Origin of the sequence: Methylocystis sp., assembly GCF_050251305.1 — a bacterium.
Taxonomy (GTDB): Bacteria; Pseudomonadota; Alphaproteobacteria; order Rhizobiales; family Beijerinckiaceae; genus Methylocystis.
On record NZ_JBFWNB010000001.1, the window covers coordinates 107,142 to 130,329 of the forward strand.

Sequence of the window (23,188 nt, forward strand, 5' to 3'; positions counted from 1 at the left end):
CCGCTTGGGAGACCTTCGCTCTGGCGTTTCTGTCGAGCATGAGCCTGTTCGCCTCTCGCCTGCGCCGCTTGCCGTGATTGACCAGATTCGGATCACAGCCAGATGACATGGCCTCTCGCGCTCGACGCTGACGCGCCGGCGCGACGGCATTTGCCGTTCGATATTTCGAACGCAATCGGCTAACTTGCCGGATCGATTCTGAACGGACGGGCGCGGTCGCAGCGCTGGGGCATATGGGCGTCGAAGGCCAGGACAGGCAAAAAATGCTGGAGGCGGGCGCGCTAGCGCTATCAGGTCAACTCGGCGCCACGGTGCAGCGGCTTCGGAAGGCCTATAATCTGTCGCTTTCCGAGCTTTCGCAGCAGTCCGGAGTCGCCAAGTCGATCATCAGCCAGATCGAGCGCAACGAAACCAATCCGACGCTCGCCACCATCTGGCGCCTGGCGCAGGCGCTCGACGTTTCAATCGAACGCGTCCTGCAAACGACGGAGGACGAGCCCTTCCTGGAGAAGACCAGCAAGGCCGACACTCCCATCCTCGTCTCCGACGACGGCAAATGCCGTCTGGCGATCATCGGCTGGATCAAGACCGTCGAATGGCTGCAATGCTACGAATTCGCCGCTGATCCCGGCGGCGTGCTTCTGTCCGACGCGCATCAGCGCGGTTCGGTCGAGAGCCTGTCTGTGCGCGAAGGCGAACTCGAGGTCGAGGTCGCCGGCGCAAAGTCGAGCGTGAAGGCGGGCGAAACGCTGCGCTATCGCTGCGATCGTCCGCACGTCATCCGCAATCTGGGGAAAATCCCGGCGCAGGCGACGATGGTCTGCATCCTGAAGGCGGCGGTGATGGAATGACCGCCGCCGCTGCGTCAGCAGCGCCGCCTGGGACCGAGGACGCGCCCGTCAGGACTCCAGTTCGCCGACGTGCTTTTGGGCGTAGAGCTGGACGCCGAGCTGCTTGATCAACTCGAGCTGAGTCTCGAGAAAATCGATGTGCTTCTCCTCGCTCTTGATCACGCCTTCGAAGAGCTGCTCCGAAACGCGATCATTGATCGAGAGGCAATAGGCGGCGGCCTCGACATAGAGCGCGCGCGCGTCGACTTCGGTCGCAAGATCCGCCTTGATGATCTCCTCGACCGACTGGCCGATGCGCATCGGATCGAGCACCTGCATGTTGGGGAAGCCTTCCAGGAAAAGGATGCGCTCGGCGAAATGATCCGCGTGATGCATCTCCTCGATGGATTCTTCACGCCATTTCTTGGCGAGTTCGAGGAAGCCCCAATTGTTGAAAATGCGGTAATGCAGCCAGTACTGATTGACGGCCGTCAATTCTGCGCGCAACCCGCGATTAAGATACTCGATGACCTTCGCGTCACCGCGCATGTCCGCATCCTTTCCATGAAATAGACTCAGGCCGCCAGTTCGTCGGCGCGACAGCCATCACAATCGCCGGTCCCCGCACACTCGTCCAATCCTCTCGCGGCGTGCTGGTCGACGATGGCGACGATACTGCGCACGCAGCGCCCACATTTCGCCTCGCAACCCATGTGCCGAAACACCGCTGAGACCGACGGCCGATCTCCGCGTGACCCGAGCGTGTCGCGCACATCGCGGTCCGAAAGGACGTTGCACGAACAGACGATCATTGCTTAGCCTAGTTTGGAAAGATTGCAAACTACTTTCTGGAAAGATTGCAAACTTCCTAGTTTGGAAAGATTGCAAACTGCCTTTCCTATCAGTAGGTTACAATACTTGCTTGGGTTTGCCAACTCGTGTGTCGCCTTTTCGACAGACGCCATGTCGATGACTTTCGACTGGCAAGGACCGTGCCGTCATCAAATTCATTTTGGACCGCCCGACCGCCCGGGCAAGGGGCGAAGGCGCGCGCCGCGAGCCGGCGGCGCCGCGGCGCTCGATTTCGACGACGCCGACGCCGCTTTGACGGCTGCGGATCGGTTGAAGCATCCTCCGCGCGGGGCGAAACCGCTCCCAAGATCGCGGCGGCGCGCTGAACCGAGGTTGAAACTTCCGTTCATCAGAGGGTTATGAATGTCGAAACTTCTTGGCGCGCTCGACCAGGGCACGACGAGCACCCGCTTCGTCATCGTCGACCCGGGGGGCGAGATCCTCGCCCAGGCGCAGCGCGAGCATCGCCAGATTTACCCCCGCCCCGGCTGGGTCGAGCACGACGCCGCGGAAATCTGGCGCAATGCGCAGGCGGTGATCGAAGCGGCGCTGGCCAAGGCGGGCCTGTCCGCCCGCGATCTGGCGGCGGTCGGCGTCACCAATCAAAGAGAGACGACGGTCCTCTGGGATGCGGCGACCGGGGCGCCGCTGCACAATGCGATCGTCTGGATGGACACGCGCACGCAAGCCGCCGTCGACCGGCTCGCGGCGTCGGGCGTCGGCGATCTGGCGCGGTCGAAAACCGGCCTGCCGCTCGCGACCTATTTTTCGGCGCTCAAGCTCGGCTGGCTCTTCGACGAAATCCCCGGCGCGCGCGAAAGAGCCGCGCAAGGCGAAGCGCTGTTCGGCACAATCGACTCCTGGATGGTCTGGAATCTGACCGGCGGCCCGAACGGGGGGCGTCACATCATCGACGCCACCAACGCCTCGCGCACGCAGCTGATGAATCTTCAAACGCTCGGCTGGGACGACGAACTCCTGCGGATCTTCGACGTCCCGGCGGCCTGCCTGCCGAAAATATGCGCGTCGAGCGAAATCTACGGCGAATGCGTCGGCGCGCTCGCCGGCGTTCCGCTCGCCGGCGCGCTCGGCGATCAGCACGCCGCCCTGCTCGGGCAGGCCTGCGTCAAAGCGGGCGACGCCAAGAACACATATGGCACCGGCTGCTTCCTGCTGATGAATGTCGGCGAGACGCCGCGCGTCTCGACGAACGGCCTGATTTCAACGCTCGCCTTCAAGATCGGCGACGCGAAGCCGCATTACGCGCTCGAAGGCTCGATCGCGATCGCCGGCGCTTTGGTGCAATGGCTGCGCGACAATCTCGGCGTCATCAAAGAGAGCCGCGAAATCGAGGCGCTGGCGAGAAGCGTGCCCGACAATGGCGACGTCTATTTCGTGCCGGCCTTCTCCGGCCTCTTTGCGCCGCGATGGCGCGGCGACGCGCGCGGACTGATCGCCGGGCTGACGCGATTTTCCAACAAGGGCCATATCGCCCGCGCGGCGCTCGAAGCGGCGGCGTTCCAGACCCGCGAGGTCCTGGCGGCGATGGCGGCGGACGCCGGCGTCGGAATCGCCGCGCTCAAGGTCGACGGCGGCATGGCGGCGAGCGACCTGTTGATGCAGTTTCAGGCCGATATCATCGAGGCGCCGGTCATCCGGCCGCGCGAACTGGAATTGACCGCCGTCGGCGCCGCCTATGCCGCGGGCCTCGCCGTGGGCGTCTACAGAAGCTTGGACGATATCGCCGCGCATAAGCGCGAATTTGACCGCTTTACGCCGGCTATGGCGCCGCAAGAGCGCGCGCGCCTGATCGCCTCCTGGGAAAAGGCTGTCGAGCGTTCGCTTGGCTGGGCGATCTGATCGACGCGCTATTCGAAATCGACGCTTAAACCGTGCTTGTCGAGCTGTTTTTCGACGGCGTCGAGGATCTTCTGCAGTTCGTCGACCTCGATCGGCGTTTCGTCGTCGGGCGCGTCCCAATGGTCGAGATCGTCGAGACGCACCATGAAGTCGGCGTCTTCATCCGATTCCGCGTCCGGCGGCGCGGCCGGGATGGTCAGCGTTTTCCCGGCGCGGCGCACGCGGATCGCGCCTTCCGTCACCTCGACCTGATAGCCGCTTGCGCGTCGCGCCATGGCTCCCTCCAGCCTTGCGTTCTCACCTCTCGACAAGTCCGGCGTGAGCGGCGGCCTTACGCATGAGCGTCGGCAGCCCCTCTTTATCGAGATCGGCGCGCGCCGCCCAGCGGCAATCTGAAGGCGTCGTTGTGGCGCGGGTGTGTGCGGTGAACACGGTCGCCTCGAGCGCGAAATGGGTGAAGACATGCGTCACCGGCGCGTCGAGCGCGCGCCAGCGCGCGGCGCAGGGCGCAAATTGCGAAAAGTCCGCGGCGGCGACGTCCCGGGTGAAGGGCGTCGCGGGAAAGGCGTTCATGCCGCCGAACAATCCTTTGGGCGGTAGCCGGCGCAGCAGCGTCTCGTCGCCGCGCCGCAGAATGAAAATCGCGCCCCGGCGCCGCGGCTTCGGAACTTTGACCTCGCGCGCCGGATATTCCTGCTGCGCGCCGAGACGCCGCGCCGCGCAGAACGGCGAGAGCGGACAGGCGGCGCAATCCGGCGCTCGCGGCGCACAGACGAGCGCGCCGAGCTCCATCAGCGCCTGCACCGAATCTCCAGGCCGCGCGCGGCTCATGAGCGCCGCCGCTGCGTCCCGGATCAGCGGCGCGACCCTGCGCGGCGGCTCCTTGATCGCATGCAGGCGCGCCATGACGCGCTCGACATTGCCGTCGACGGCGACGGCGGGATGGTCGAAGGCGATGGCGGCGACCGCCGCCGCGGTATAGGGGCCGACGCCGGGGAGCCGCCGCAGCGCCGCTTCATCTTGCGGAAATCCGCCGGGCGAGTCCGCGACCGCGCGCGCGCAGGCGTGCAGATTGCGCGCGCGGGCGTAATAGCCGAGCCCGGCCCATTGCGCGAGAACGTCGTCGAGCGGCGCGCGCGCCAGCGCCTCGACCGTCGGCCAGCGCGACAGGAAGGCGCGGTAGCGCTCTTTCACCGCGGCGACCGTCGTCTGCTGCAGCATGATTTCGGAAAGCCAAACGCGATAGGGGTCCGGCGTCTCGCCGCGCTGCGCGCGCCAGGGCAGGTCGCGCCGCTCGGCGTCATACCAGGCCAGAAGCGCTTCGCCCGGTTTGGTCGATTTGACGCGAGCCTTTATCATGCATGCGATTGATAGAGGGCGAAGCCTCGCCCCGGCAAGAAGGGCGGCCGCGCCGCGACTCCGATGAGCCTTCCCTCGCGCGCCAAAGTCTTCACGCGCCCGCTCGCGGATTACGTCCTGCGCGAACTCGACCCGCTCGTCGCCACGCGCGGCTTCAGCGAAGCCTCGCTGCTCCTGTGCTGGCGCGAGATCGTCGGCGCGCGAATCGCGCGCATCTGCGCGCCGGCCGCTCTGCAATGGCCGCCGCGGGCGCGGGGCAAATCGAATGACCCGGCAGCGGCGAAACGCCGTGACAAGACGCCGCGCGAGCCGGCCACTCTTCTGTTGCGGGTCGACCCGGGATTCGGACTCGAAGCGCAGCATCTGACGCCGATCATTATCGACCGGGTGAACGCGCATCTGGGCTGGCGATGCGTTGCGCGGATCGTTTTGCGGCAGGAGCAACTGCTTCCCGCGTCTGCGGCACGGTCGAGCCCGAGCCGGCCGCCAAAGGCCGATGCGGCGACGCGCGCCCGGGCGATCGAGGCGACCGAAGGCGTCGCCGAAGAAAGCCTGCGCGCCGCGCTCATCAGGCTCGGCGAACGCGCGCTCGCGCGTTCGCTTCAGGAGCCCGGCGACGCTTGACGTCGGTCTTGCAAAGGCCTGCAATCGCGCATAGGTTCGCGCCGCGAGAGCGCACTGCGAAAGAGCGGATTCCGGTTTTTCGTATGAGAGCGCTCTTTAAACTTTTGAGATCGATCACGTGATCCGCCTTTGACGATTTTCGTCCAAAGTCGGCGTGATCTAGTGCCGCCATAGCTCAGTTGGTTAGAGCACCAGATTGTGGATCTGGGGGTCCCCCGTTCGAGCCGGGGTGGCGGTACCATGTTTTCGCGATTCTCGCGCCCGAATTCTTAATTCGCTTCCGATCGGCCGCAGCAGCGAGACCGCGACGATGAGTTGGCGAAGAAAGCTCGCAGGCAAGCCGCCCGAGCGGGACCCGCGGCCGATCTATGTCGCGGCGTTCGGCCTGTTGATGGCTGCGGCGAGCTACGCGATTCCCGACGAAGGCGCGGCGGGAGCCCTCTTCGGCTCCGGCCTGATTACGGCGGCCTTTTGCCTCGTCTATTGGCTCGCCAATCCGACCGGCGGCGTGGAGTGAGCCGGTCCCTCGCAGGCTTCTGAAGAGACTTCAGCCGATCCGTTCGCCTGGACTGTCGTCCCCGGCAGGCCGGAGGCCTGCCCGGGAGTCCGGCGCAGCGTTCATGACGTTGGTCGTGACCCGCGGAGTCCCTATCGCGCTTCGCGCGTCGGGACTGACATCCGCGCCCTTGCGAGCCTAGAGCAGACTGCCTTCGGAGATCGCGCGAAGCGCAAAGCCGAGCGCGATGATCCCCCATCCTTTGAACAGAAGATCGATGCCGAGGAAGGTTCCGATCGCCCACATCCCGGTGAACGGCCAGCCGGTCAGCAACAGCGCGCCAAGCAGCAACGCCACGCCGCCCTGCAGGAAATACATCCAGAGACCGTCGATGTGCGAGCTGAACGCGAAGCCGATGATCATCACGCCTTCCACGAGGAAATAAAATCCGATCAGAAGCGTGATCGCCTCGGCGCCGATGACCGGGCGCGTCAATAGAATAACGCCGACGATGGCCAGAAGAACCGCCCACAACACGTGAACGAAGAAGTCCGTCCACAGCCCGGCCGCCGAAAAGGCGAAGATGAGAACGGACACGGCGCTGACAAGGAGCAGCGCCCCGAAGAAACCAACCGTGACGATGGTCGCGATCCTGGCTCGAACGATCGCGAGGATGCCAAGCGCGCCGATCAATATCCCGAGGGCGATGACCCAGCCCCAGTGAACGGCGAGGACGTCGGGCGGGAGCGAAACGAAGGAGTCAAACTGTCGCTGCATCTAATGCATCCATGGCAGAGTGGCGGAAAGCCCGATCTTTGCCGATCGGACGCAAATAGCAAGGCGATAATTGCGGAGAAACGTTGTGATGGCTAACGGCGTTGCGCCGGGCGGCGGCGCGCGGCGCCGTTCGCAGATCCTAAATCCGCTCGGGCGCGAGACCACATGGTCTTGGAGACGGCGCAGCGCTCTGCCCGGTTCGCGTCGCGAACCGCCCGCCTCATGAAGGAGGGCGGCTAAGCCCCGCAGTAAGGGATTTAAACCTTCTCGACCTGGCCGAATTCGAGTTCGACGGGGGTCGGCCGCCCGAAGATCGACACGGCGACCTTGAGGCGCGAACGCGCTTCGTCGATTTCCTCGACGAGGCCGTTGAAGGAGGCGAACGGCCCGTCGGCGACGCGCACCGTCTCGCCGACCTCGAACATGATCGTCGGCTTCGGCCGCTCGACGCCCTCGGCGACCTGGCCCTTGATGCGCAGCGCTTCTTCCTCGCTGATCGGCATCGGCTTGTTGTCGGCCCCGAGAAAGCCCGTCACCTTCGGCGTATTCTTGATGAGCGAGAAGACCTGATCGCTCAGATCGCATTTCACCAGCACATAGCCGGGAAAGAATTTGCGCTCGGCGGAGACCTTGCGGCCGCGCCGCACCTCCATGACCTGTTCGGTCGGGACCAGAATCTCTTCGAACTGGTCGGAGAGACCGCGCTGCGCCGCGCCCTCGCGAATCGCGTCGGCGACCTTCTTTTCGAAGTTCGAATAGGCGTGGACGATATACCAGCGCATGCTCATAGCGGCGCCATCAGCTCCAATTGTTTATCGCCCGACGCCCAGCATCAGGCCGACGCCGAAACGCAGCGCCGAATCGACGATGACGAAAAACAGGCTCGCGAATAACACCATCAGGATCACCAGACCGGTCGTGATCAGCGTTTCGCGGCGCGTCGGCCAAGTGACCTTCGCCGCCTCTGCGCGGACTTCCTGCAGGAACTGAAACGGATTGACCATTCGACTACCGGGCTGTGGGACGCGCGATCCACCCTTGTGACCCGCGCCGTAAAACGATCGCGGCGCGGGACCTGCCGGCCGCGCGCCACGAATGAGCGGGTTTATAGCCCCTTAGCGCCGCGCCGCCAAGCGAAAAACGCGCGTCGACGCACGGCGAGCCGGCGACGTCTGGCGCGTAAGACCGTCATCCCAGCGCGGCGGCGGAATGGAGGATGGCGCGCGCCTCCGCCAACGCCACGAGATCCGGCGGCAACAATCGGGCTTCCTCGGGCGTGATATAGGCGATTCGCCTCGGCAGGTCGGGACCGAGCCGCGCCATCGCCTCTCTGAGGTTCGCCGGATCATAGCGGGTCTCCGCGACGCCGTAGATTTCGCAGCTGCGGCCGAGCTTGGCCAGCGCGCTCCAATGGACCTTCTCATTGACCTGTTCCTCGCCAGGGTCCCCGCTGGAGGTGAAAAAGCTGTTGGCGGGGGCGCCGGCCGGAAACATCTCGCGGCTGCGTGGAAAATTCCGGTCGACGGGATATTTCTCCGCCGAATCCGGAATGTCGCCGTCGATGTTCGGCGTCAGCGTTCGCCGGATCGCTTCGGCGTCGAAGGAGAGGCCGGTCAGCGCCTGCGTGCGCGCGATCATCCAGATCAAGGCGATGTCGGACAAGCCGGATTCCGGATATCCGCCGCCCACATTGCAGTGGACGCCGGGAAACCAGTTCTGCTCGATATTCCGGGGATGCGGCGCCCCCTTCTTCACCGTCCAGAAGGTCGGCGTAAAGGGGCGGCGGCGCTCGTCGACGCCAATCGCATGCAGCGCATGGTCGACATGCCCGCCGAGTTGCGTGTCCTCGAAACCTCCGAACACCGCCAGCGTGATATAGCGGCCGAGCGGCGCAAGCCCGCTGAAGCCTGCGGGCACGCCATATGAGCCGACCGTGTCGAAGACGCCGAGCAGCTTGATGCGATTGTTCGTCTGTATGTCGGGACCGCTCGGCGGCGCGCCCTGCTGCGAGGCCTTTCGCGCGCTCTTATTCGCGCGCGCGATGTCGAAGATGTTTTTGTCTCTGGTCTTTCTGACGCCGCAGTCGCCGATCAGGCCGGCCAAGGCGCGCGCGGCATAGGCGCCGCGCGAAAACCCATAGATGTAGAGCTCCTGATCGTCGCGATAATTGTCGACGACCCAATTGTAGGCGTCCTGCACGATGGCGCGCAGGCCCAGACCTGCGGCGCCGCCGACGATCTTGAACCCTTCGGCGCCGACGCCGGAGAAGTAGCCGACATTCTGCTCGACGCCGTCAGCGCCGTCTCGCGGAATGAGCGGCTCCTCGAATTCCCAGGACTTCTTGCAGATGTTGGTGCAATCGCGCGGCGTGTTCCACGTGCCGTCGAGCAATACGACATTGCGAATCATTTTCTCCTCCAACCGCGCGAATCGAAAACGATGGCGCCGGAAAATGAGGCGCCGCAGATGGTGACGCGCTTTGACGGCGTCCGCAAGCAAACATGAAACGGTTGCCGAGGACGGGCGACCCCAGCTATGAGAAGCGAAACTTCAACCAAGCATTGGAGTGAAACCATGCGCGCACGCCTTTTCCTGCTGGCTGCATGCGCCGCGGCGATGAGCGCCGGCTGCAACGCCGCGCGCCAACCGCAAATCGTTCCTTCGGGACCGGGGGGCCCGCCGCCGGGGCGCATGAGCGAAGCGCCGCCGCCGGGCGCTCCGGGCTGCGCCGGCGCCGTTGCGCGCTATCGGTCCGTGGTCGACAACGACCTCTCGATGGGCCACGTCAACAGGAGCGTTCACGCGCAGATCTCGAATGAGATCGCCGAAGCGGCGTCCGCCTGTTCGAGCGGTCAGGACGGCCGCGCGCTGTCGCTGCTGCGCGCCTCGAAATCGCGGCACGGTTATCCGGGATGAGGGTCGCGCGCGACCGGGCGACAGCTTGGAAGCGATCCAGACTAGATCGATTGACCACATGTTTGGGCGTTCTTACCTTCGGTGAAGACGCGTCAAGACAGGTGGCGCTCGGCGAACTTGGGAGATGCGGTTTTTGAAGCGCCACTATCTTACGACCGTTCTTTTGGCCTTGGCTTTGAGCCCTCCGGGCGGCGCCTTGGCGGAGAACGCCTTCACGCTCACGATCAAGGACCATCGCTTCGAGCCCGCCGAATTGCGCATTCCAGCCAATGAGCCGGCGAAGCTGACCGTGAAAAATCTCGACGCGACGCCCGAAGAATTTGAAAGCAAGAGCCTGCGCATCGAGAAAGTGATCCCCGCCGTCAGCGAGGCGACCTTCACCCTTCGACCGCTGAAAGCCGGCCGCTACAAATTCGTCGGCGAATTCCACGAAGACGTGGCCAAGGGCGAGGTCATCGCGGAATAGGCCATGCTCGGCGCGCTAATCATCGTCTTTCGCGAAGCCATCGAGGCGGGACTCATCGTTGGCATCGTTCTCGCCGTGACGCGCGGCGTCGCGGGTTCGCGCAGCTTCGTCACGGTTGGCGTCGGCCTGGGCGCGCTCGGCGCGATCGTCGTCGCCGCCTTCGCCGACCGGCTGTCGCAGGCCTTTGCCGGCAGCGGCCAGGAGTTGTTCAACGCCGCGATTCTGGCGCTCGCCGTCGTGATGCTCGTCTGGCACAACATCTGGATGGCGCAGCACGGGCGCGAACTGGCGCAGAACCTTTCCGAGGTCGGCCGGGCGGTGGCGCGCGGCGACGAGACGCTGTTCGCGCTGACCGCGGTGGTGGCGCTGGCGGTGCTGCGCGAAGGCGCCGAGGTGTCGCTGTTTCTCTACGGCATTCTCGCCTCGGGCGAATCCGGCTGGGACGTCTTCGCCGGGGGCCTCGCCGGACTGGCGCTCGGCGCGGCGACGAGCGTCGCCACCTTCTACGGGCTTGTCGCGATCCCGGCGAAACGTCTGTTCGCCGTGACGACATGGCTGATCACCCTGCTGGCGGCCGGCCTCGCGGCGCAGTGCGTGGCGTTTCTTCAGCAGGCGGGCTTTATCAGCTCGCTCTCAGACACCGCCTGGGACACGTCCTGGCTCCTGTCGGATAAGAGCATCGTGGGGCGGGTGCTGCACACGCTGATCGGCTACGCCGACCAGCCCTCCGGCATGCAGGTCGCGGTCTATCTGGCGACGCTTGTCGCCATCATTGCGGCGACGAAATTCTTCGCCGCGCGGGCGCATGCGGCCACGGTCCGCGCGCCGGCCGAATAGCGCGGCGCTGGCGCAGCCAGCGCCAGCTTCTCAGCCGCCGCCGAAGAGCTCTTCGAAAATATTCCGTTCCGGCGCGCCGCGCCGTTGCCGCGGCCGCTCGATCGAGCCGACCGTCGGGATGTCTTCCGGCGGCAGGAAATCATCCGGCGCGCGGGACGCAGACGGCGGCGGCCGGTCGTGCGCCGGCCAATCCTGCGGCGCGTCGGCCATCGGCGGCGGCTCGTAGGCGTCGCCTTGAGGCGGCGGAGGCGGAAGCTGCGCCGGCGCCGGGCGCGCGGATTGCGGCTGCGCCGCGGGCCTCGACTCGCCGGTGAACAGGCCGAACAGGTCGTCGATCGGCCGCGCGATTTCCTCGGGGAGCGCCGCGTTCTCCGAACGCCATGCGCCCGAGGGCAGCCCGGCGACCGGCTCGCCCTTCAGAGCCAAGTTCATGAAGCGGCTCCAGATCTCAACCGGCAGATTTCCGCCCGAGGCTCTTTTTGTCGGCGAATTATCGTCGTTGCCAAGCCAGACGCCGGCGATCAGCCGGCCCGTGTAGCCGACGAACCAGGCGTCGCGGAAATCCTGGCTTGTGCCGGTTTTCCCCGCCGCCTCCCAGCCCGGCAGCGCGGCCTTGCGCGCCGTTCCGGTCAGCAGCGTCTCCCGCATCATGTCGTTCATCATCGCCACATATTGCGGCGCGATCACGCGGCCGAGCGAAGCGCTCCTGCGCTGATAGAGCGTCTTGCCGGCGGCGGTCTTCACTCTGAGGATGGCATGCGGCTGCACGGCGATGCCGCCATTGGCGAAGGGCGTATAGGCGGCGACGAGTTCGAGCGGGGTCACTTCCGACGTGCCGAGCGCGATGGAGGCGTTGGCCTGCAGATCGGATTGAACGCCGAGGCGATGCGCGGTCTTCGCGACGGTTTTCGGACCGACTTCGAGGCCGACCCGCACCGCGACGGTGTTGAGCGACAGCGACAGCGCTTTCGTGAGCGTGACCGGCCCGAGATACTGGCGGCTGTAGTTTTCGGGACGCCAGCCCTTGATGTTGAGCGGTCCGTCCTCGCGCACGGTGTCGGGGGTGAGCCCCTGTTCGAGCCCCGCAAGATAGACGAAGGGTTTGAAGGCGGAGCCGGGCTGGCGCTTCGCCGACACGGCGCGGTTGAACTGGCTTTGCGCATAGTCCCGTCCGCCGACGAGCGCCCTGATCGCTCCGGTCGGATCGATGGCGACGAGCGCGCCCTGCCCGACGCCGAACTTGCCGCCCTTTTCGTCGAGCGCCTGTTTGAGCGCGCCTTCCGCAGCCATCTGCATGCGGCTGTCGATCGTGGTGGTGACGACAATGTCCCGGTCGATCGCGCCGACCGTGTCGTCGAGCATGTCCATGACATAGTCGGCGGCGTAATTGATCGAGCCTGCGCCGACGTCGCGCCGCGCGGCCGCTGGATGCGCGAGCGCCGCCTTCGCGACCGCTTCGGTGATATGGCCTTCCTGCGCCATGGCGGCGATCACCTGCGCCGCGCGCTCCGCCGCGCCCTCCGGATTGCGATCGGGCGCCAATTTGCTCGGCGCCTTCATCAAGCCGGCGAGAACGGCGGCTTCGGACAGGGTGATGGTGCTGGCGCCATGGCCGAAATAGCGCTCGGCGGCGGCTTCGACGCCATAGGCGCCCGAGCCGAAATAGACGCGGTTGAGGTAGAGTTCGAGGATTTGATCCTTGGAATATTTGCGCTCGAGCCAGAGCGCGAGAATCGCCTCCTGGATCTTGCGCGAGATCGTTCGCTCCTGCGTGAGAAACAGGTTTTTGGCGAGCTGCTGCGTCAGCGTCGAGCCGCCCTGCATCCCGCCGCGGCCGGTGACGTTGCGGACGACGGCGCGACCGATGCCGATCGGATCGACGCCCCAATGCGCGTAGAAGCGCCGATCCTCGATGGCGATGAAGGCCTTCGGCACGTAAGGCGGCAGGTCGGCGAGCCTGACCGCCGCGCCGCCGGTGTCGCCGCGGTTGGCGAGGAGCTCGCCGTTGACGTCCAGGATGGCGATATTGGGCGGCCGCTTGGGCACCGCGAGCTGGTCGATCGGCGGCAGGCGCGAGCCATAATAGGCGGCGAGGCCGCCGGCGGCGATCGCCCCCCAGAGCGCCATCGTGACGCTCCAATAGATCAGCGCGCCGAAGAACGAACGCGAACGGCGCCGGCGCGGCGCCTTACGAGCCCGCGCGCGAGGCGACGGACGGCGTTCGGCGCGCAATTCGCCGTAGTCGCCGTCGTCGAACCGTGGTTCGCGACGCTTATCGCTGCGCGCCATCGGATACTCGCCTGTCGCCGCCGCACGGCCCCGAAATGCTTGATGCAGCGTAACGAAGGCCGTTTAAGGGCGGGTTAAGGGCCCCATACGTGGGCGCGCCGACAAAATATGTTGGACAAACAGGTTCCCGGCGCGCGCGCCCTTGCGCTTCCGGCCCCGCCGCGCCAAAGTTTCCGCCCCCGGCGCGGCGCCCTGTCGCGCCGCAATAATCCGATCATATGCGGGCGGCTCATGAAGGTCACGATCGAGAGAGCGGCGCTGTTGCGGGCGCTCGGCCACGTTCACCGCGTTGTGGAGCGGCGCACGACCATCCCGATTCTGGCCAATGTGCTGCTCTCCGCCGCGAACGGCGCGCTCACGCTCAAGGCGACCGATCTCGATCTCGAAATCACCGAAAAGACGGCTGCGGAGGTTGCGCAGCCCGGCGCGACGACGCTGCCGGCGCATACGCTCTACGACATTGTGCGCAAATTGCCCGAAGGCGCGCAGGTCTCTTTGGAAGCGACGGGCGACGCCGGACAGCTCACGCTGCGTTCGGGACGTTCGCGCTTCAATCTGTCGAGCCTCCCAGAGAGCGACTTTCCGGACGTCACGTCCGGCGACTTCAGCCATAAGTTCGCGCTCGCGCCGGCCGATCTCAAGCGGCTCATCGAGAAGACGCAATTCGCGATCTCTTCCGAGGAGACTCGCTACTATCTCAACGGCATCTATCTCCACACGCTCGACGTCGACGGCCGCCCGATGCTGCGGGCCGTGGCGACGGACGGCCATCGGCTGGCGCGTCTGGAACTCCCCGCGCCCGAGGGAAGCGCCGGCATGCCCGGCGTCATCCTGCCGCGCAAGGCCGTCACCGAAGTGCAGCGTCTGATCGAAGACGCGCAGGGAGACGTGTCGATCGAACTGTCGATCAACAAGATGCGCTTCACCTTCGGCGACGCGCTGCTGACGACGAAGCTGATCGACGGCACCTTTCCCGATTACGCGCGCGTCATTCCCGCCGGCAACGACAAGCGGCTCATTGTCGAGCGCGACGTCTTCGCCAAGGCCGTCGACCGCGTCTCGACGATTTCCTCGGAGCGCGGCCGCGCCGTCAAACTCTCGCTTTCTGAAGGCAAGCTGGTGCTGTCCGTCACCAATCCGGACCAGGGCTCGGCGGTCGAGGAGCTCGAGGCCGACTATGACGGTCCGCCGCTCGATATCGGCTTCAACGCCCGCTACCTCCTGGACATCACGCAGCAGCTCGACAGCGACACGGCGCTCTTCAAGCTCGCCGATCCTGGCTCGCCCACTCTGGTGCAGGACCGCGACGGCGCCACTGCGCTCTATGTCTTGATGCCGATGCGCGTTTAAGGCTTGGACCGACGCCTCCAGGCCGTTAGGTTCGACGCGTGCTTGCGGAAATCCCTCATCTTTGGCCGTGGCTCCTCGCCTGTTTTGCGATCGGCGTCGCCGCCGGCGCGTCGACGCGCCCTGCGCCGAACAATAGCCGCATCGCCCGCTGGCTGGTGTGGAGCGGCCTCGCCTTCGGCGTCGGCGTGCTCGTCGTCCGTCTGGGCGCGCTCGACGCCGCCGCGGCCTTCGTCGAAGGCGGGCTCGCGGCCTATGCCGTCTTCATTGTCGGCGCCGCGATCGGCGCGCTGATTCGCCATGGCTCGCTGTGGGCGCATGAAGGGTGGTCCGTAGGCCTGGTCGCCGCGGCGCTCGTCTGGGTCGGGGCGATCGTGATCGATCGATCCCATCACGACGCGAGTCGCCGCGACGCAGCGCTCACGAACGGCGCAGCGCCGGATACGGCTTCGGCGCCGTCCGGGCGCGTCGACGAAACGCCGGCGGCCGCGCCGCCGCCGACCAAGGCGTCCATTGAAGCGCAAGCGCCCGGCCCGCAACCTACGCCTGCGCCGAGCGGCATGTCGCTCGTCGATTGCCAGACGGCGCTCGAAGACGTCGCGTCGCCGAGCGAACTTGTCTTTCGCAAAGGCAGCGCGCGACTGACCTCGTCGGTTTCGCTCGCGCTGGACAAGGCGGCGGCGGTCATACGCCGCTGCCCGGAATATGCGACGATCGAGATCAGGGGCCATGTCCGCGGTTCAGCCGCCAAAGCGCATAATGACGCGCTGGCGCGACGGCGCGTCGAGGCCGCGATCAACCATCTCCAAGGTCAGGGCGTGGGTGGGCGGCGTCTCGTCGCCTCCCCCCAGGGATCGGACCAGTCGGAAAGCCGCGCGCTGACCTTTGAGGTTCGGTGAATGCGGCGGCGCCTCAACTTCGGGCGCCGGCGCGCCATAGCGTCGAGGGCAATTTCTCCTTAAAACAGCCTCCCTGAGACACGTCTGCGACCCCCACCGGTCCATCGCGAGAGGATCGCCTTGAACGCATTCAACCCGCCTGGCGTCGCTCACAAGGCGCTCGTCGCCGCGCTGCGCGACGACGTGCAGCGGCGCCTGACCTATACGATCGGCAAGGACAACGCCGACGCGAGTCCGCGCGACTGGTTCGTCGCCACCGCGCTCGCGACGCGCGACCGACTCGTTCCCGCCTGGCTCGCGTCGACGAAGCGCAATTATCAGGAGGACCGGCGGCGCGTTTATTATCTCTCGCTCGAATTTCTCATTGGCCGTCTGCTCGTCGACGCGCTGACCAATCTCGGCCTGACCGACGCGATGCGCGAGGCGCTCGCGGAGCTTGGCGTCGATCTCGACATGCTGCGCGCGGTGGAGCCGGACGCTGCGCTCGGCAATGGCGGCCTCGGGCGTCTCGCGGCCTGTTTCATGGACAGCATGGCGACGCTGGAAATCGCCGCCATGGGATATGGCATTCGCTACGACCACGGCCTGTTTCGGCAGACGATACGGGACGGCTGGCAGCACGAATATCCCGAAGACTGGCTCTCCTTCGGCAACGCCTGGCAATTTCCGCGGCCGGAAATCACCTATGACGTCGGCTTTTTCGGCCAGGTCGAAAGTTCACGCCTCGCCGACGGCATGCTGGCGCATGTGTGGCGGCCGGCCGAAACCATCGTCGCCGTCGCCTATGACACGCCCGTCGTCGGCTGGCGCGGCAAACATGTCAATACGCTGCGGCTCTGGTCGGCGCGAGCGCCGGACGCGTTGCGCCTCGACGCCTTCAACCAGGGCGACCATGTCGGCGCGCAATCGGAGCAGGCGCGCGCCGAAGCGATCTCCAAAGTTCTCTATCCGAGCGACTCGACGCCCGCAGGACAGGAGCTGCGGCTGCGGCAGGAATATTTCTTCGCCTCGGCCTCGCTGCAGGATTTGATCCGCCGTCACATGCGGCAGACCGGCGACATCCACAGGCTCGCCGAGAAGGTGGCGATCCAGCTCAACGACACGCATCCGGCGATCGGCGTCGCCGAGTTGATGCGCTTGCTCGTCGACGTCTACGGCGTTGCGTGGGAGGAGGCCTGGCGCATCACCCAGGCGACGTTCTCCTACACCAATCACACGCTCCTGCCGGAAGCGCTTGAGACCTGGCCGGTGCAGCTGATGGAGCGGCTGCTGCCGCGCCACATGCAGATCATCTATCTCATCAACGCCATGCATCTCGACTGCTTGCGCGCCAAAGGCGCGAGCGACCCGGCGACGCTCTCGTCAGTGTCGCTCATCGACGAGCACAACGGCCGGCATGTCCGCATGGGGAATCTGGCCTTTCTCGGGTCGCACAAGGTGAACGGCGTGTCGGCCTTGCATAGCGCGCTGGTCAAGGAGACGGTGTTCAAGGATTTCCATCGGCTCTATCCCGACCGCATCGTCAACAAGACGAATGGCGTCACCTTTCGCCGCTGGCTGCTCGAGGCCAATCCGCCGCTGTCGCGATTGCTCGCCGAAACGATCGGCGCAGGCGTGTTCGATCACCCGGAGCAATTGATCGAACTCGAGAAATTCGCCGACGACGCCGCGTTCCAGAATCGATTTGCGGCGGCCAAGCGAGACAATAAGGCGCGCCTCGCGGCGACGATCTTCGAACGCGTGGGCGTCAGAGTCGACCCCGCCGCGCTCTTCGACACGCAGATCAAGCGCATCCATGAATATAAGCGCCAGCTTCTGAACGTTCTGGAAGCCGTCGCGCTCTATCGGGACATCGTCGCGCAGCCGGCGCGCGAATTTACGCCGCGGGTCAAGATCTTCGCCGGCAAGGCGGCGGCGAGCTATCACCAGGCGAAGCTCATCATCAAGCTCGCCAACGACGTCGCGAAAGTCGTGAATGAAGACCCGGCCGCGCGCGGCCTGTTGAAGGTCGTGTTCCTGCCGAACTACAATGTGAGCCTCGCCGAAACGATCATCCCCGCGGCCGATCTCTCCGAGCAGATTTCGACCGCCGGCATGGAGGCGTCCGGCACCGGCAATATGAAATTCGCGCTGAACGGCGCGCTGACGATCGGCACGCTCGACGGCGCCAATGTCGAAATCCGCGAGCGCGTCGGCGACGACAACATCTTCATTTTCGGGCTTACGGCGCAGGAGGTTGAGGCGAGCCGCTCTCGGGGCATCGACGCGCGCGAGACGATCGCCGCCAGTCCGCGTCTCGCCGACGCGCTGCGAGCGATCGCTACCGGCGCGTTCTCGCCCGACGATCCGCATCGTTACGCGCAGCTCGTCGATACGCTGACCTATTACGACCATTTCCTCGTCGCCAAGGATTTCGACGCCTATTGGGAGGCGCAGCGTCGTGTCGATGCGCGTTGGCGCGACCAGAAGGCGTGGCGGCGGTCGAGCATTCTCAACACGGCGCGGGTGGGATGGTTTTCTTCCGACCGCACGATCCGTGAATATGCGCAGGAAATCTGGCATGTCGCCGTGTGAGGGCAGGCGCCCAAGCGGAGCTTTTCGGAAGTTTTCCAAGCGTCCGGATTTGCTTCGTCGCCTGGCGCGCGCAATCATGAATGAGGCTTCAGGGACGATCGCGTGACGAAAGCCGGCTGGCGCGCATCCGAAGACGACATCGAGGCCATCATCGCCGCGCGCCATGGCGATCCTTTCGCAGCGCTCGGCCTGCATGAAACGCCCACGGGCTATGTCATACGCGCGTTCGTTCCGGGCGCGACGACAGTCGAGGCGATCGCGCCCGACGGCCGCTTGGTCGCGACGCTCGATCGCATTCGCGCGGAGGGGTTTTTCGAAGGGCTGACTTCGCTCAAGGCCCGCGCGCCCTATCGCCTGCGCGCCGCGAATGACGCCGCGCAATGGGAATTCGCCGACCCTTACGCCTTTTCGCCCGTGCTCGGCGCGACCGACGATTATCTCCTCGTCGAGGGCGCGCATCAGAAGCTTTACGAAAAGCTCGGCGCGCATCTCCTGACGCATGAGGGCGTCGAAGGAACGCATTTCGCCGTCTGGGCGCCGAACGCCCGGCGCGTCTCCGTCGTCGGCGACTTCAATCAATGGGACGGACGCCGCGCGCAGATGCGCAAGCGGATCGACAGCGGCGTCTGGGAAATCTTCATCCCCGGCGTCGGCGCGGGCGCAAACTACAAATATGAGATCATCGGGCGCCATGGCGCGCTCCTGCCGCTCAAGGCCGACCCGCTCGGCTTCGAAGCTGAGCTGCGCCCGTCGACCGCGTCCGTCGTCGCAGCGGCTTCGGCCTATCGCTGGGGCGACGAAACGCATATGCGCGAACGGGTCAAACATGACCCGCGGCGTTCGCCCATGTCGGTCTACGAAGTTCATCTGCCGTCGTGGCGGCGCGCGGAGGACGGACGCTTTCTCACCTATGACGAGCTTGCCGATCAGCTTGTGCCCTATGTCGCGGACCTCGGCTTCACGCATATCGAGCTGATGCCGATCAACGAGCATCCGCTCGACGCCTCCTGGGGCTATCAGCCGATCGGACTGTTCGCGCCGACGCGCCGACACGGCGATTCTTATGGCTTCCGGCGCTTCATCGACCGCGCCCATCAGGCCGGCTTAAGCGTCATTCTCGATTGGGTGCCCGCGCATTTTCCGACCGACGAACACGGCCTCGCGCAATTCGACGGCGGACCGCTCTATGAGCATCCAGACCCGAAGCGCGGCTTTCATCCCGACTGGAACACGGCGATCTATGATTACGGCCGCCGCGAAGTGGCGAATTTTCTGATCGCCAGCGCGCTCTATTGGCTTGACCGCTACCATATCGACGGACTGCGCGTCGACGCCGTCGCCTCCATGCTCTATCTGGATTATTCGCGCGAGCCCGGAGAATGGGCGCCAAATCCCGACGGCTCCAACGACAATCGCGACGCCGTCGCCTTTCTTCAAAGGTTCAACGAACTCGTCTACGCGCTTTATCCCGGCGTCGTGACCATCGCCGAAGAATCGACCGCCTGGGCGGGCGTGACGCGCCCCACATATGCGGACGGCCTTGGGTTCGGCTTCAAATGGAACATGGGGTGGATGAACGATACGCTGCGCTATCTCTCGTCCGATCCGGTCCATCGCAAATGGCGCCACAATGAGCTGACCTTCGGTCTGCTCTACGCCTTCACCGAGAATTTCGTGCTCCCGATCTCTCATGACGAGGTCGTGCACGGCAAGGGATCGGTCGTCGGCAAAATTGCCGGCGACGAATGGCGTCGCTTCGCGGCCGCGCGCGCCTATTACGGATTCATGTGGGGGCATCCCGGCAAGAAGCTTCTGTTCATGGGCCAGGAATTCGGACAGACGAATGAATGGAATTATGCGTCAAGCCTCGACTGGTGGCTGCTCGCATTTCCGCCGCATCATGGGCTTCAGAGCTTCATTCGCGATCTCAACCGCGTCTATCGCGATCACGAGGCGCTCTATGCGCGTGATTGCGAAGCCGAGGGCTTTCAGTGGATCGTGGTGGACGATTCGGAGAGCTCGGTGTTCGCTTTCGCGCGTTTCGGCGCCGATCGGTCGCGCGCGATCGTCGTCGTGTCGAATTTCACGCCGGTGACGCGTAACGCCTACAAGCTCGGCCTGCCGCGCGCCGGACGATGGCGTGAACTGATCAATTCCGACGCCGCGGTCTACGGCGGCTCCGGACTCGGCAATCTCGGGGCGATTCACGCACGCGGCGAGGCGTTCCGCGACTTTCCGGCCAGCGCGGAAATTCTTCTGCCGCCGCTTTCGACTCTCTTCTTCGCGTTCGAAAGCGATGCTCTACAATAAACTTCGAATCGTCGACGTCGATAGGAGTGGCCATGTCCGTGTCTGACAATCCGCCGCTCGCGCGCCACGCCATGGCCTATGTGCTCGCCGGCGGACGCGGCGCGCGACTGATGGAGCTGACCGACCGGCGCGCGAAGCCCGCAGTTTATTTCGGCGGCAAGTCGCGGATCATCGACTTCGCCCTGTCGAATGCGATCAACTCCGGCATCCGGCGCATTTGCGTCGCGACGCAATACAAGGCGCACAGCCTGATCCGCCATCTGCAGCGCGGCTGGAGCTTCCTTCGCACCGAACGCAATGAAAGCTTCGACATTCTGCCGGCGAGCCAGCGCGTCTCCGAGGATCACTGGTATCTGGGCACGGCGGACGCCGTCTATCAGAACCTCGACATCGTGGAGAGCTACGATCCCAGATTTATCGTGCTGCTCGCAGGCGATCACATCTACAAGATGGATTATGAGCTCATGCTGCAACAGCACGTGGACTCCGGCGCCGATGTGACCATCGGCTGCCTCGAAGTGCCGCGCGTCGAGGCCTCGGGTTTCGGCGTCATGCATGTCGACGAAAACGACCGGATCATTTCCTTCATCGAAAAGCCGATTGATCCGCCAGCGCTGCCGGGCCATCCCGACCGTGCGCTGGTCAGCATGGGCATCTATGTGTTCGAGGCGAAGTTTCTTTATGAGGAATTGCGTCGCGACGCCGCCGACACACAGTCGAGACATGATTTCGGCAAGGACGTCATTCCCTACATCGTCTCGCACGGGAAAGCGGTCGCGCATCATTTCGAGCGCTCCTGCGTGCGCGCGGCGAGCGAACAGAACGCCTATTGGCGCGACGTCGGCACGGTCGACGCCTACTGGGCCGCCAACATCGATCTCACCGATTTCACGCCGCAGCTCGATCTGTATGATCGCAACTGGCCGATCTGGACATACGCCGAAATCACGCCGCCGGCGAAATTCGTGCACGATCAGGTCGGACGGCGCGGTCAGGCGCTGTCCTCGCTCGTCTCCGGAGGCTGCATCGTTTCTGGCGCGACTCTGCGCCGAACCCTGCTCTTCACCGGCGTGCGCGTGAATTCCTACGCCACCGTCGAGAACGCCGTCGTCATGCCCTATGTCGACGTCGGCCGCTCGGCGCGGCTCACGAATGTCGTCGTCGATCGCGGCGTGCAGATCCCGCAGGGCCTTGTCGTCGGGGAGGATCCCGAGTTCGACGCGGCGCGCTTCCGACGCACCGAGGCCGGCGTCTGTCTTATCACCCAGCCGATGATCGACAGGCTTGGCGCATGAGGCCATTGCGCGCGCTCGCCATCGCTTCGGAGATGGCGCCCTTCGTCAAGACTGGCGGACTGGCCGACGTCGTCGGCGCGCTGCCGCATGCGCTTGCCGCCGAAGACGTCGAACTACGCACGCTGATCCCGGGCTATCCCGAGGTTCTCGCCGCGCTGCGCGCCGGCGACTCGGTTCTCGAATTCGACGATCTCTTCGGCGGCCCCGCCTGGGTTCACGCGGCGCGCCATCACGGAATGACGATCTACGCGCTGATCGCGCCGCATCTTTTTGCGCGCGAAGGCGGACTCTATGCCGGACCGGACGCCGTCGATTATCCCGACAACGCCTTTCGCTTCGCCGCGCTCGCCTGGGCGGGCGCGCAGATCGGGCTCGGCGCGCTCGACGGATTTACGCCCGACGTCGTGCATGCGCATGACTGGCAAGCGGCGCTCGCGCCGGCCTATATGCATTATGCCGATCACCCGCGGCCCGCGACGATCGTCAGCATCCACAACATCGCGTTCCAGGGCCAGTTCCCCAAGGAGCTGCTCGCGCCGCTGCGTCTGCCGCCGCGCGCGTTCGCCATCGACGGCGTCGAATATTACGGCGCGATCGGCTTCCTGAAAGCCGGCCTGCAATTTGCCGACCGCATCACGACGGTGTCGCCGAGCTATGCGCGCGAGATCGAGACGCCGGAATTCGGCATGGGCCTTGACGGACTGTTGCGCGCCCGCGCGGATTGCGTCAGCGGCATATTGAACGGCGTCGACGAGGAGGTCTGGGATCCCGCGACCGACGGCCATATCGAAACGCGCTATGACCATTGGAGCCTGCCGGCGCGCGCCGACAATAAGGCGGCGTTGCAGAAACGTCTGCGACTGCGGGTCGATCCGGACGCCTTTCTCGTCGGCGTCGTCAGCCGCCTGTCCTGGCAGAAGGGCCTCGACCTGCTGCTCGAAATCTTGCCGCAGCTGATGCGCGGGCGCGCGCAACTCGCGCTGCTCGTCGCCGGAGACAAGATTCTGGAGGAGGGATTTGCCGGCGCTGAAGCGGCGTATCCGGCGCGCGTCGGCGCGCATATCGGCTATAGCGAGGCGCTCGCGCATATGATCCAGGCGGGCGTCGACGCTTTTCTGGTCCCGTCGCGTTTCGAACCCTGCGGGCTGACGCAGCTCTACGCGTTGCGCTATGGCGCCGTGCCGATCGTCTCGCGCGTCGGCGGATTGAAGGACACGATCGTCGACGCCAATGAAATGGCGCTGCAGGCCGGCGTCGCCACCGGCCTGCAATTTTCGCCGACGACGGCGGACGCGCTCGCCATGGCGCTGCGCGAAGCCGAGCGGCTGTTCGGCGACGCCGACGCATGGCGCCAGATTCAGCTCTGCGGCATGAGAACGGACGTCTCCTGGCGCCATCCGGCGCGCCGTTACGCCGCGCTCTTTCGGGACGCGGTCGCCGCGAACGTTGCTTGACCG

Annotated in this window: 22 protein-coding genes and 1 tRNA gene; 14 read left to right on the plus strand and 9 right to left on the minus strand. The window is 65.3% G+C overall.

The genetic code is table 11. The features are described from left to right. The first annotated feature begins 233 nt into the window (after positions 1 to 233). The gene (locus AB7F41_RS00645; RefSeq protein WP_428383459.1) at positions 234 to 851 is read left to right on the plus strand and encodes a helix-turn-helix domain-containing protein; all 618 of its coding nucleotides are present in this window, start codon (positions 234 to 236) and stop codon (positions 849 to 851) included. A 48-nt stretch (positions 852 to 899) separates the two neighbouring features. On the opposite strand, the gene bfr is transcribed toward AB7F41_RS00645, so the two are convergent. Continuing rightward, positions 900 to 1,379: a bacterioferritin gene (gene bfr / locus AB7F41_RS00650; protein WP_428383457.1), complete on the minus strand. Its 480-nt coding sequence runs from the start codon at positions 1,377 to 1,379 to the stop codon at positions 900 to 902. A gap of 26 nt (positions 1,380 to 1,405) precedes the next feature. Then, positions 1,406 to 1,642 carry a (2Fe-2S)-binding protein gene (locus AB7F41_RS00655; protein ID WP_428383455.1) on the minus strand — a complete coding sequence of 79 codons (237 nt, stop codon included), beginning with the start codon at positions 1,640 to 1,642 and terminating at the stop codon, positions 1,406 to 1,408. Between the two features lie 403 nt (positions 1,643 to 2,045). Here AB7F41_RS00655 and glpK point away from each other — a divergent pair, with 403 nt between their 5' ends. After that, positions 2,046 to 3,542: a glycerol kinase GlpK gene (gene glpK / locus AB7F41_RS00660; protein ID WP_428383453.1), complete on the plus strand. Its 1,497-nt coding sequence runs from the start codon at positions 2,046 to 2,048 to the stop codon at positions 3,540 to 3,542. 8 nt (positions 3,543 to 3,550) lie between these two features. Here the strand turns inward: glpK and AB7F41_RS00665 are convergent, their stop codons facing one another. Beyond that, on the minus strand, positions 3,551 to 3,817 hold the full coding sequence (locus AB7F41_RS00665) for an Imm74 family immunity protein (protein ID WP_428383451.1): 267 nt from the start codon (positions 3,815 to 3,817) through the stop codon (positions 3,551 to 3,553). Between the two features lie 22 nt (positions 3,818 to 3,839). Next, a complete protein-coding gene (locus tag AB7F41_RS00670; protein WP_428383449.1) occupies positions 3,840 to 4,901 on the minus strand; it encodes an A/G-specific adenine glycosylase in 1,062 nt (353 codons plus the stop codon). A 63-nt stretch (positions 4,902 to 4,964) separates the two neighbouring features. Here AB7F41_RS00670 and AB7F41_RS00675 point away from each other — a divergent pair, with 63 nt between their 5' ends. From AB7F41_RS00675 to AB7F41_RS00685, 3 genes are all read left to right on the plus strand, one after another. Continuing rightward, positions 4,965 to 5,525, plus strand: coding sequence for a DUF721 domain-containing protein (locus tag AB7F41_RS00675; protein ID WP_428383447.1), 561 nt, complete (start codon positions 4,965 to 4,967; stop codon positions 5,523 to 5,525). 164 nt (positions 5,526 to 5,689) lie between these two features. Beyond that, positions 5,690 to 5,766 (plus strand) — tRNA-His (locus tag AB7F41_RS00680). A 69-nt stretch (positions 5,767 to 5,835) separates the two neighbouring features. After that, positions 5,836 to 6,042 (plus strand): hypothetical protein, encoded by a 207-nt coding sequence (locus AB7F41_RS00685; RefSeq protein WP_428383445.1) that lies wholly within the window; start codon positions 5,836 to 5,838, stop codon positions 6,040 to 6,042. 177 nt (positions 6,043 to 6,219) lie between these two features. Here AB7F41_RS00685 and AB7F41_RS00690 read toward each other — a convergent pair whose 3' ends face one another. The 4 genes from AB7F41_RS00690 to AB7F41_RS00705 all read right to left on the minus strand — a co-directional run bounded on the left by AB7F41_RS00690 (position 6,220) and on the right by AB7F41_RS00705 (position 9,207). Next, positions 6,220 to 6,798, minus strand: a complete 579-nt coding sequence (locus tag AB7F41_RS00690) for an HdeD family acid-resistance protein (RefSeq protein ID WP_428383443.1) — start codon at positions 6,796 to 6,798, stop codon at positions 6,220 to 6,222. A gap of 257 nt (positions 6,799 to 7,055) precedes the next feature. After that, positions 7,056 to 7,586: a transcription termination/antitermination protein NusG gene (gene nusG / locus AB7F41_RS00695; protein ID WP_428383441.1), complete on the minus strand. Its 531-nt coding sequence runs from the start codon at positions 7,584 to 7,586 to the stop codon at positions 7,056 to 7,058. Positions 7,587 to 7,610: 24 nt separating this feature from the next. Next, positions 7,611 to 7,802: a preprotein translocase subunit SecE gene (gene secE, locus AB7F41_RS00700; protein ID WP_428383440.1), complete on the minus strand. Its 192-nt coding sequence runs from the start codon at positions 7,800 to 7,802 to the stop codon at positions 7,611 to 7,613. A gap of 184 nt (positions 7,803 to 7,986) precedes the next feature. Beyond that, positions 7,987 to 9,207 carry a DUF2235 domain-containing protein gene (locus AB7F41_RS00705; RefSeq protein WP_428383438.1) on the minus strand — a complete coding sequence of 407 codons (1,221 nt, stop codon included), beginning with the start codon at positions 9,205 to 9,207 and terminating at the stop codon, positions 7,987 to 7,989. A 165-nt stretch (positions 9,208 to 9,372) separates the two neighbouring features. On the opposite strand from AB7F41_RS00705, the gene AB7F41_RS00710 reads away from it, so the two are divergent. From AB7F41_RS00710 to AB7F41_RS00720, 3 genes are all read left to right on the plus strand, one after another. Beyond that, positions 9,373 to 9,714, plus strand: a complete 342-nt coding sequence (locus tag AB7F41_RS00710; RefSeq protein WP_428383436.1) for a hypothetical protein — start codon at positions 9,373 to 9,375, stop codon at positions 9,712 to 9,714. A gap of 124 nt (positions 9,715 to 9,838) precedes the next feature. Further along, a complete protein-coding gene (locus tag AB7F41_RS00715; RefSeq protein ID WP_428383434.1) occupies positions 9,839 to 10,180 on the plus strand; it encodes a cupredoxin domain-containing protein in 342 nt (113 codons plus the stop codon). A gap of 3 nt (positions 10,181 to 10,183) precedes the next feature. Further along, a complete protein-coding gene (locus tag AB7F41_RS00720) occupies positions 10,184 to 11,017 on the plus strand; it encodes an FTR1 family iron permease (protein ID WP_428383432.1) in 834 nt (277 codons plus the stop codon). Positions 11,018 to 11,047: 30 nt separating this feature from the next. Here AB7F41_RS00720 and AB7F41_RS00725 read toward each other — a convergent pair whose 3' ends face one another. Next, positions 11,048 to 13,306 (minus strand): transglycosylase domain-containing protein, encoded by a 2,259-nt coding sequence (locus AB7F41_RS00725; RefSeq protein ID WP_428383430.1) that lies wholly within the window; start codon positions 13,304 to 13,306, stop codon positions 11,048 to 11,050. A gap of 231 nt (positions 13,307 to 13,537) precedes the next feature. Here AB7F41_RS00725 and dnaN point away from each other — a divergent pair, with 231 nt between their 5' ends. The 6 genes from dnaN to glgA all read left to right on the plus strand — a co-directional run bounded on the left by dnaN (position 13,538) and on the right by glgA (position 23,185). After that, positions 13,538 to 14,656, plus strand: coding sequence for a DNA polymerase III subunit beta (dnaN, locus tag AB7F41_RS00730; protein WP_428383428.1), 1,119 nt, complete (start codon positions 13,538 to 13,540; stop codon positions 14,654 to 14,656). A gap of 38 nt (positions 14,657 to 14,694) precedes the next feature. After that, complete coding sequence (locus tag AB7F41_RS00735; protein WP_428383427.1) at positions 14,695 to 15,552, plus strand: OmpA family protein; 858 nt, start codon at positions 14,695 to 14,697, stop codon at positions 15,550 to 15,552. Between the two features lie 120 nt (positions 15,553 to 15,672). After that, on the plus strand, positions 15,673 to 18,126 hold the full coding sequence (locus AB7F41_RS00740; RefSeq protein ID WP_428383425.1) for a glycogen/starch/alpha-glucan phosphorylase: 2,454 nt from the start codon (positions 15,673 to 15,675) through the stop codon (positions 18,124 to 18,126). A gap of 102 nt (positions 18,127 to 18,228) precedes the next feature. Further along, a complete protein-coding gene (gene glgB / locus AB7F41_RS00745) occupies positions 18,229 to 20,436 on the plus strand; it encodes a 1,4-alpha-glucan branching protein GlgB (protein WP_428383423.1) in 2,208 nt (735 codons plus the stop codon). Positions 20,437 to 20,468: 32 nt separating this feature from the next. Then, a complete protein-coding gene (glgC, locus tag AB7F41_RS00750; RefSeq protein WP_428383421.1) occupies positions 20,469 to 21,731 on the plus strand; it encodes a glucose-1-phosphate adenylyltransferase in 1,263 nt (420 codons plus the stop codon). Then, positions 21,728 to 23,185 carry a glycogen synthase GlgA gene (gene glgA, locus AB7F41_RS00755; protein WP_428383419.1) on the plus strand — a complete coding sequence of 486 codons (1,458 nt, stop codon included), beginning with the start codon at positions 21,728 to 21,730 and terminating at the stop codon, positions 23,183 to 23,185. Before glgC ends, glgA begins: the two co-directional genes overlap by 4 nt. The last annotated feature ends 3 nt before the right edge of the window (positions 23,186 to 23,188 follow it).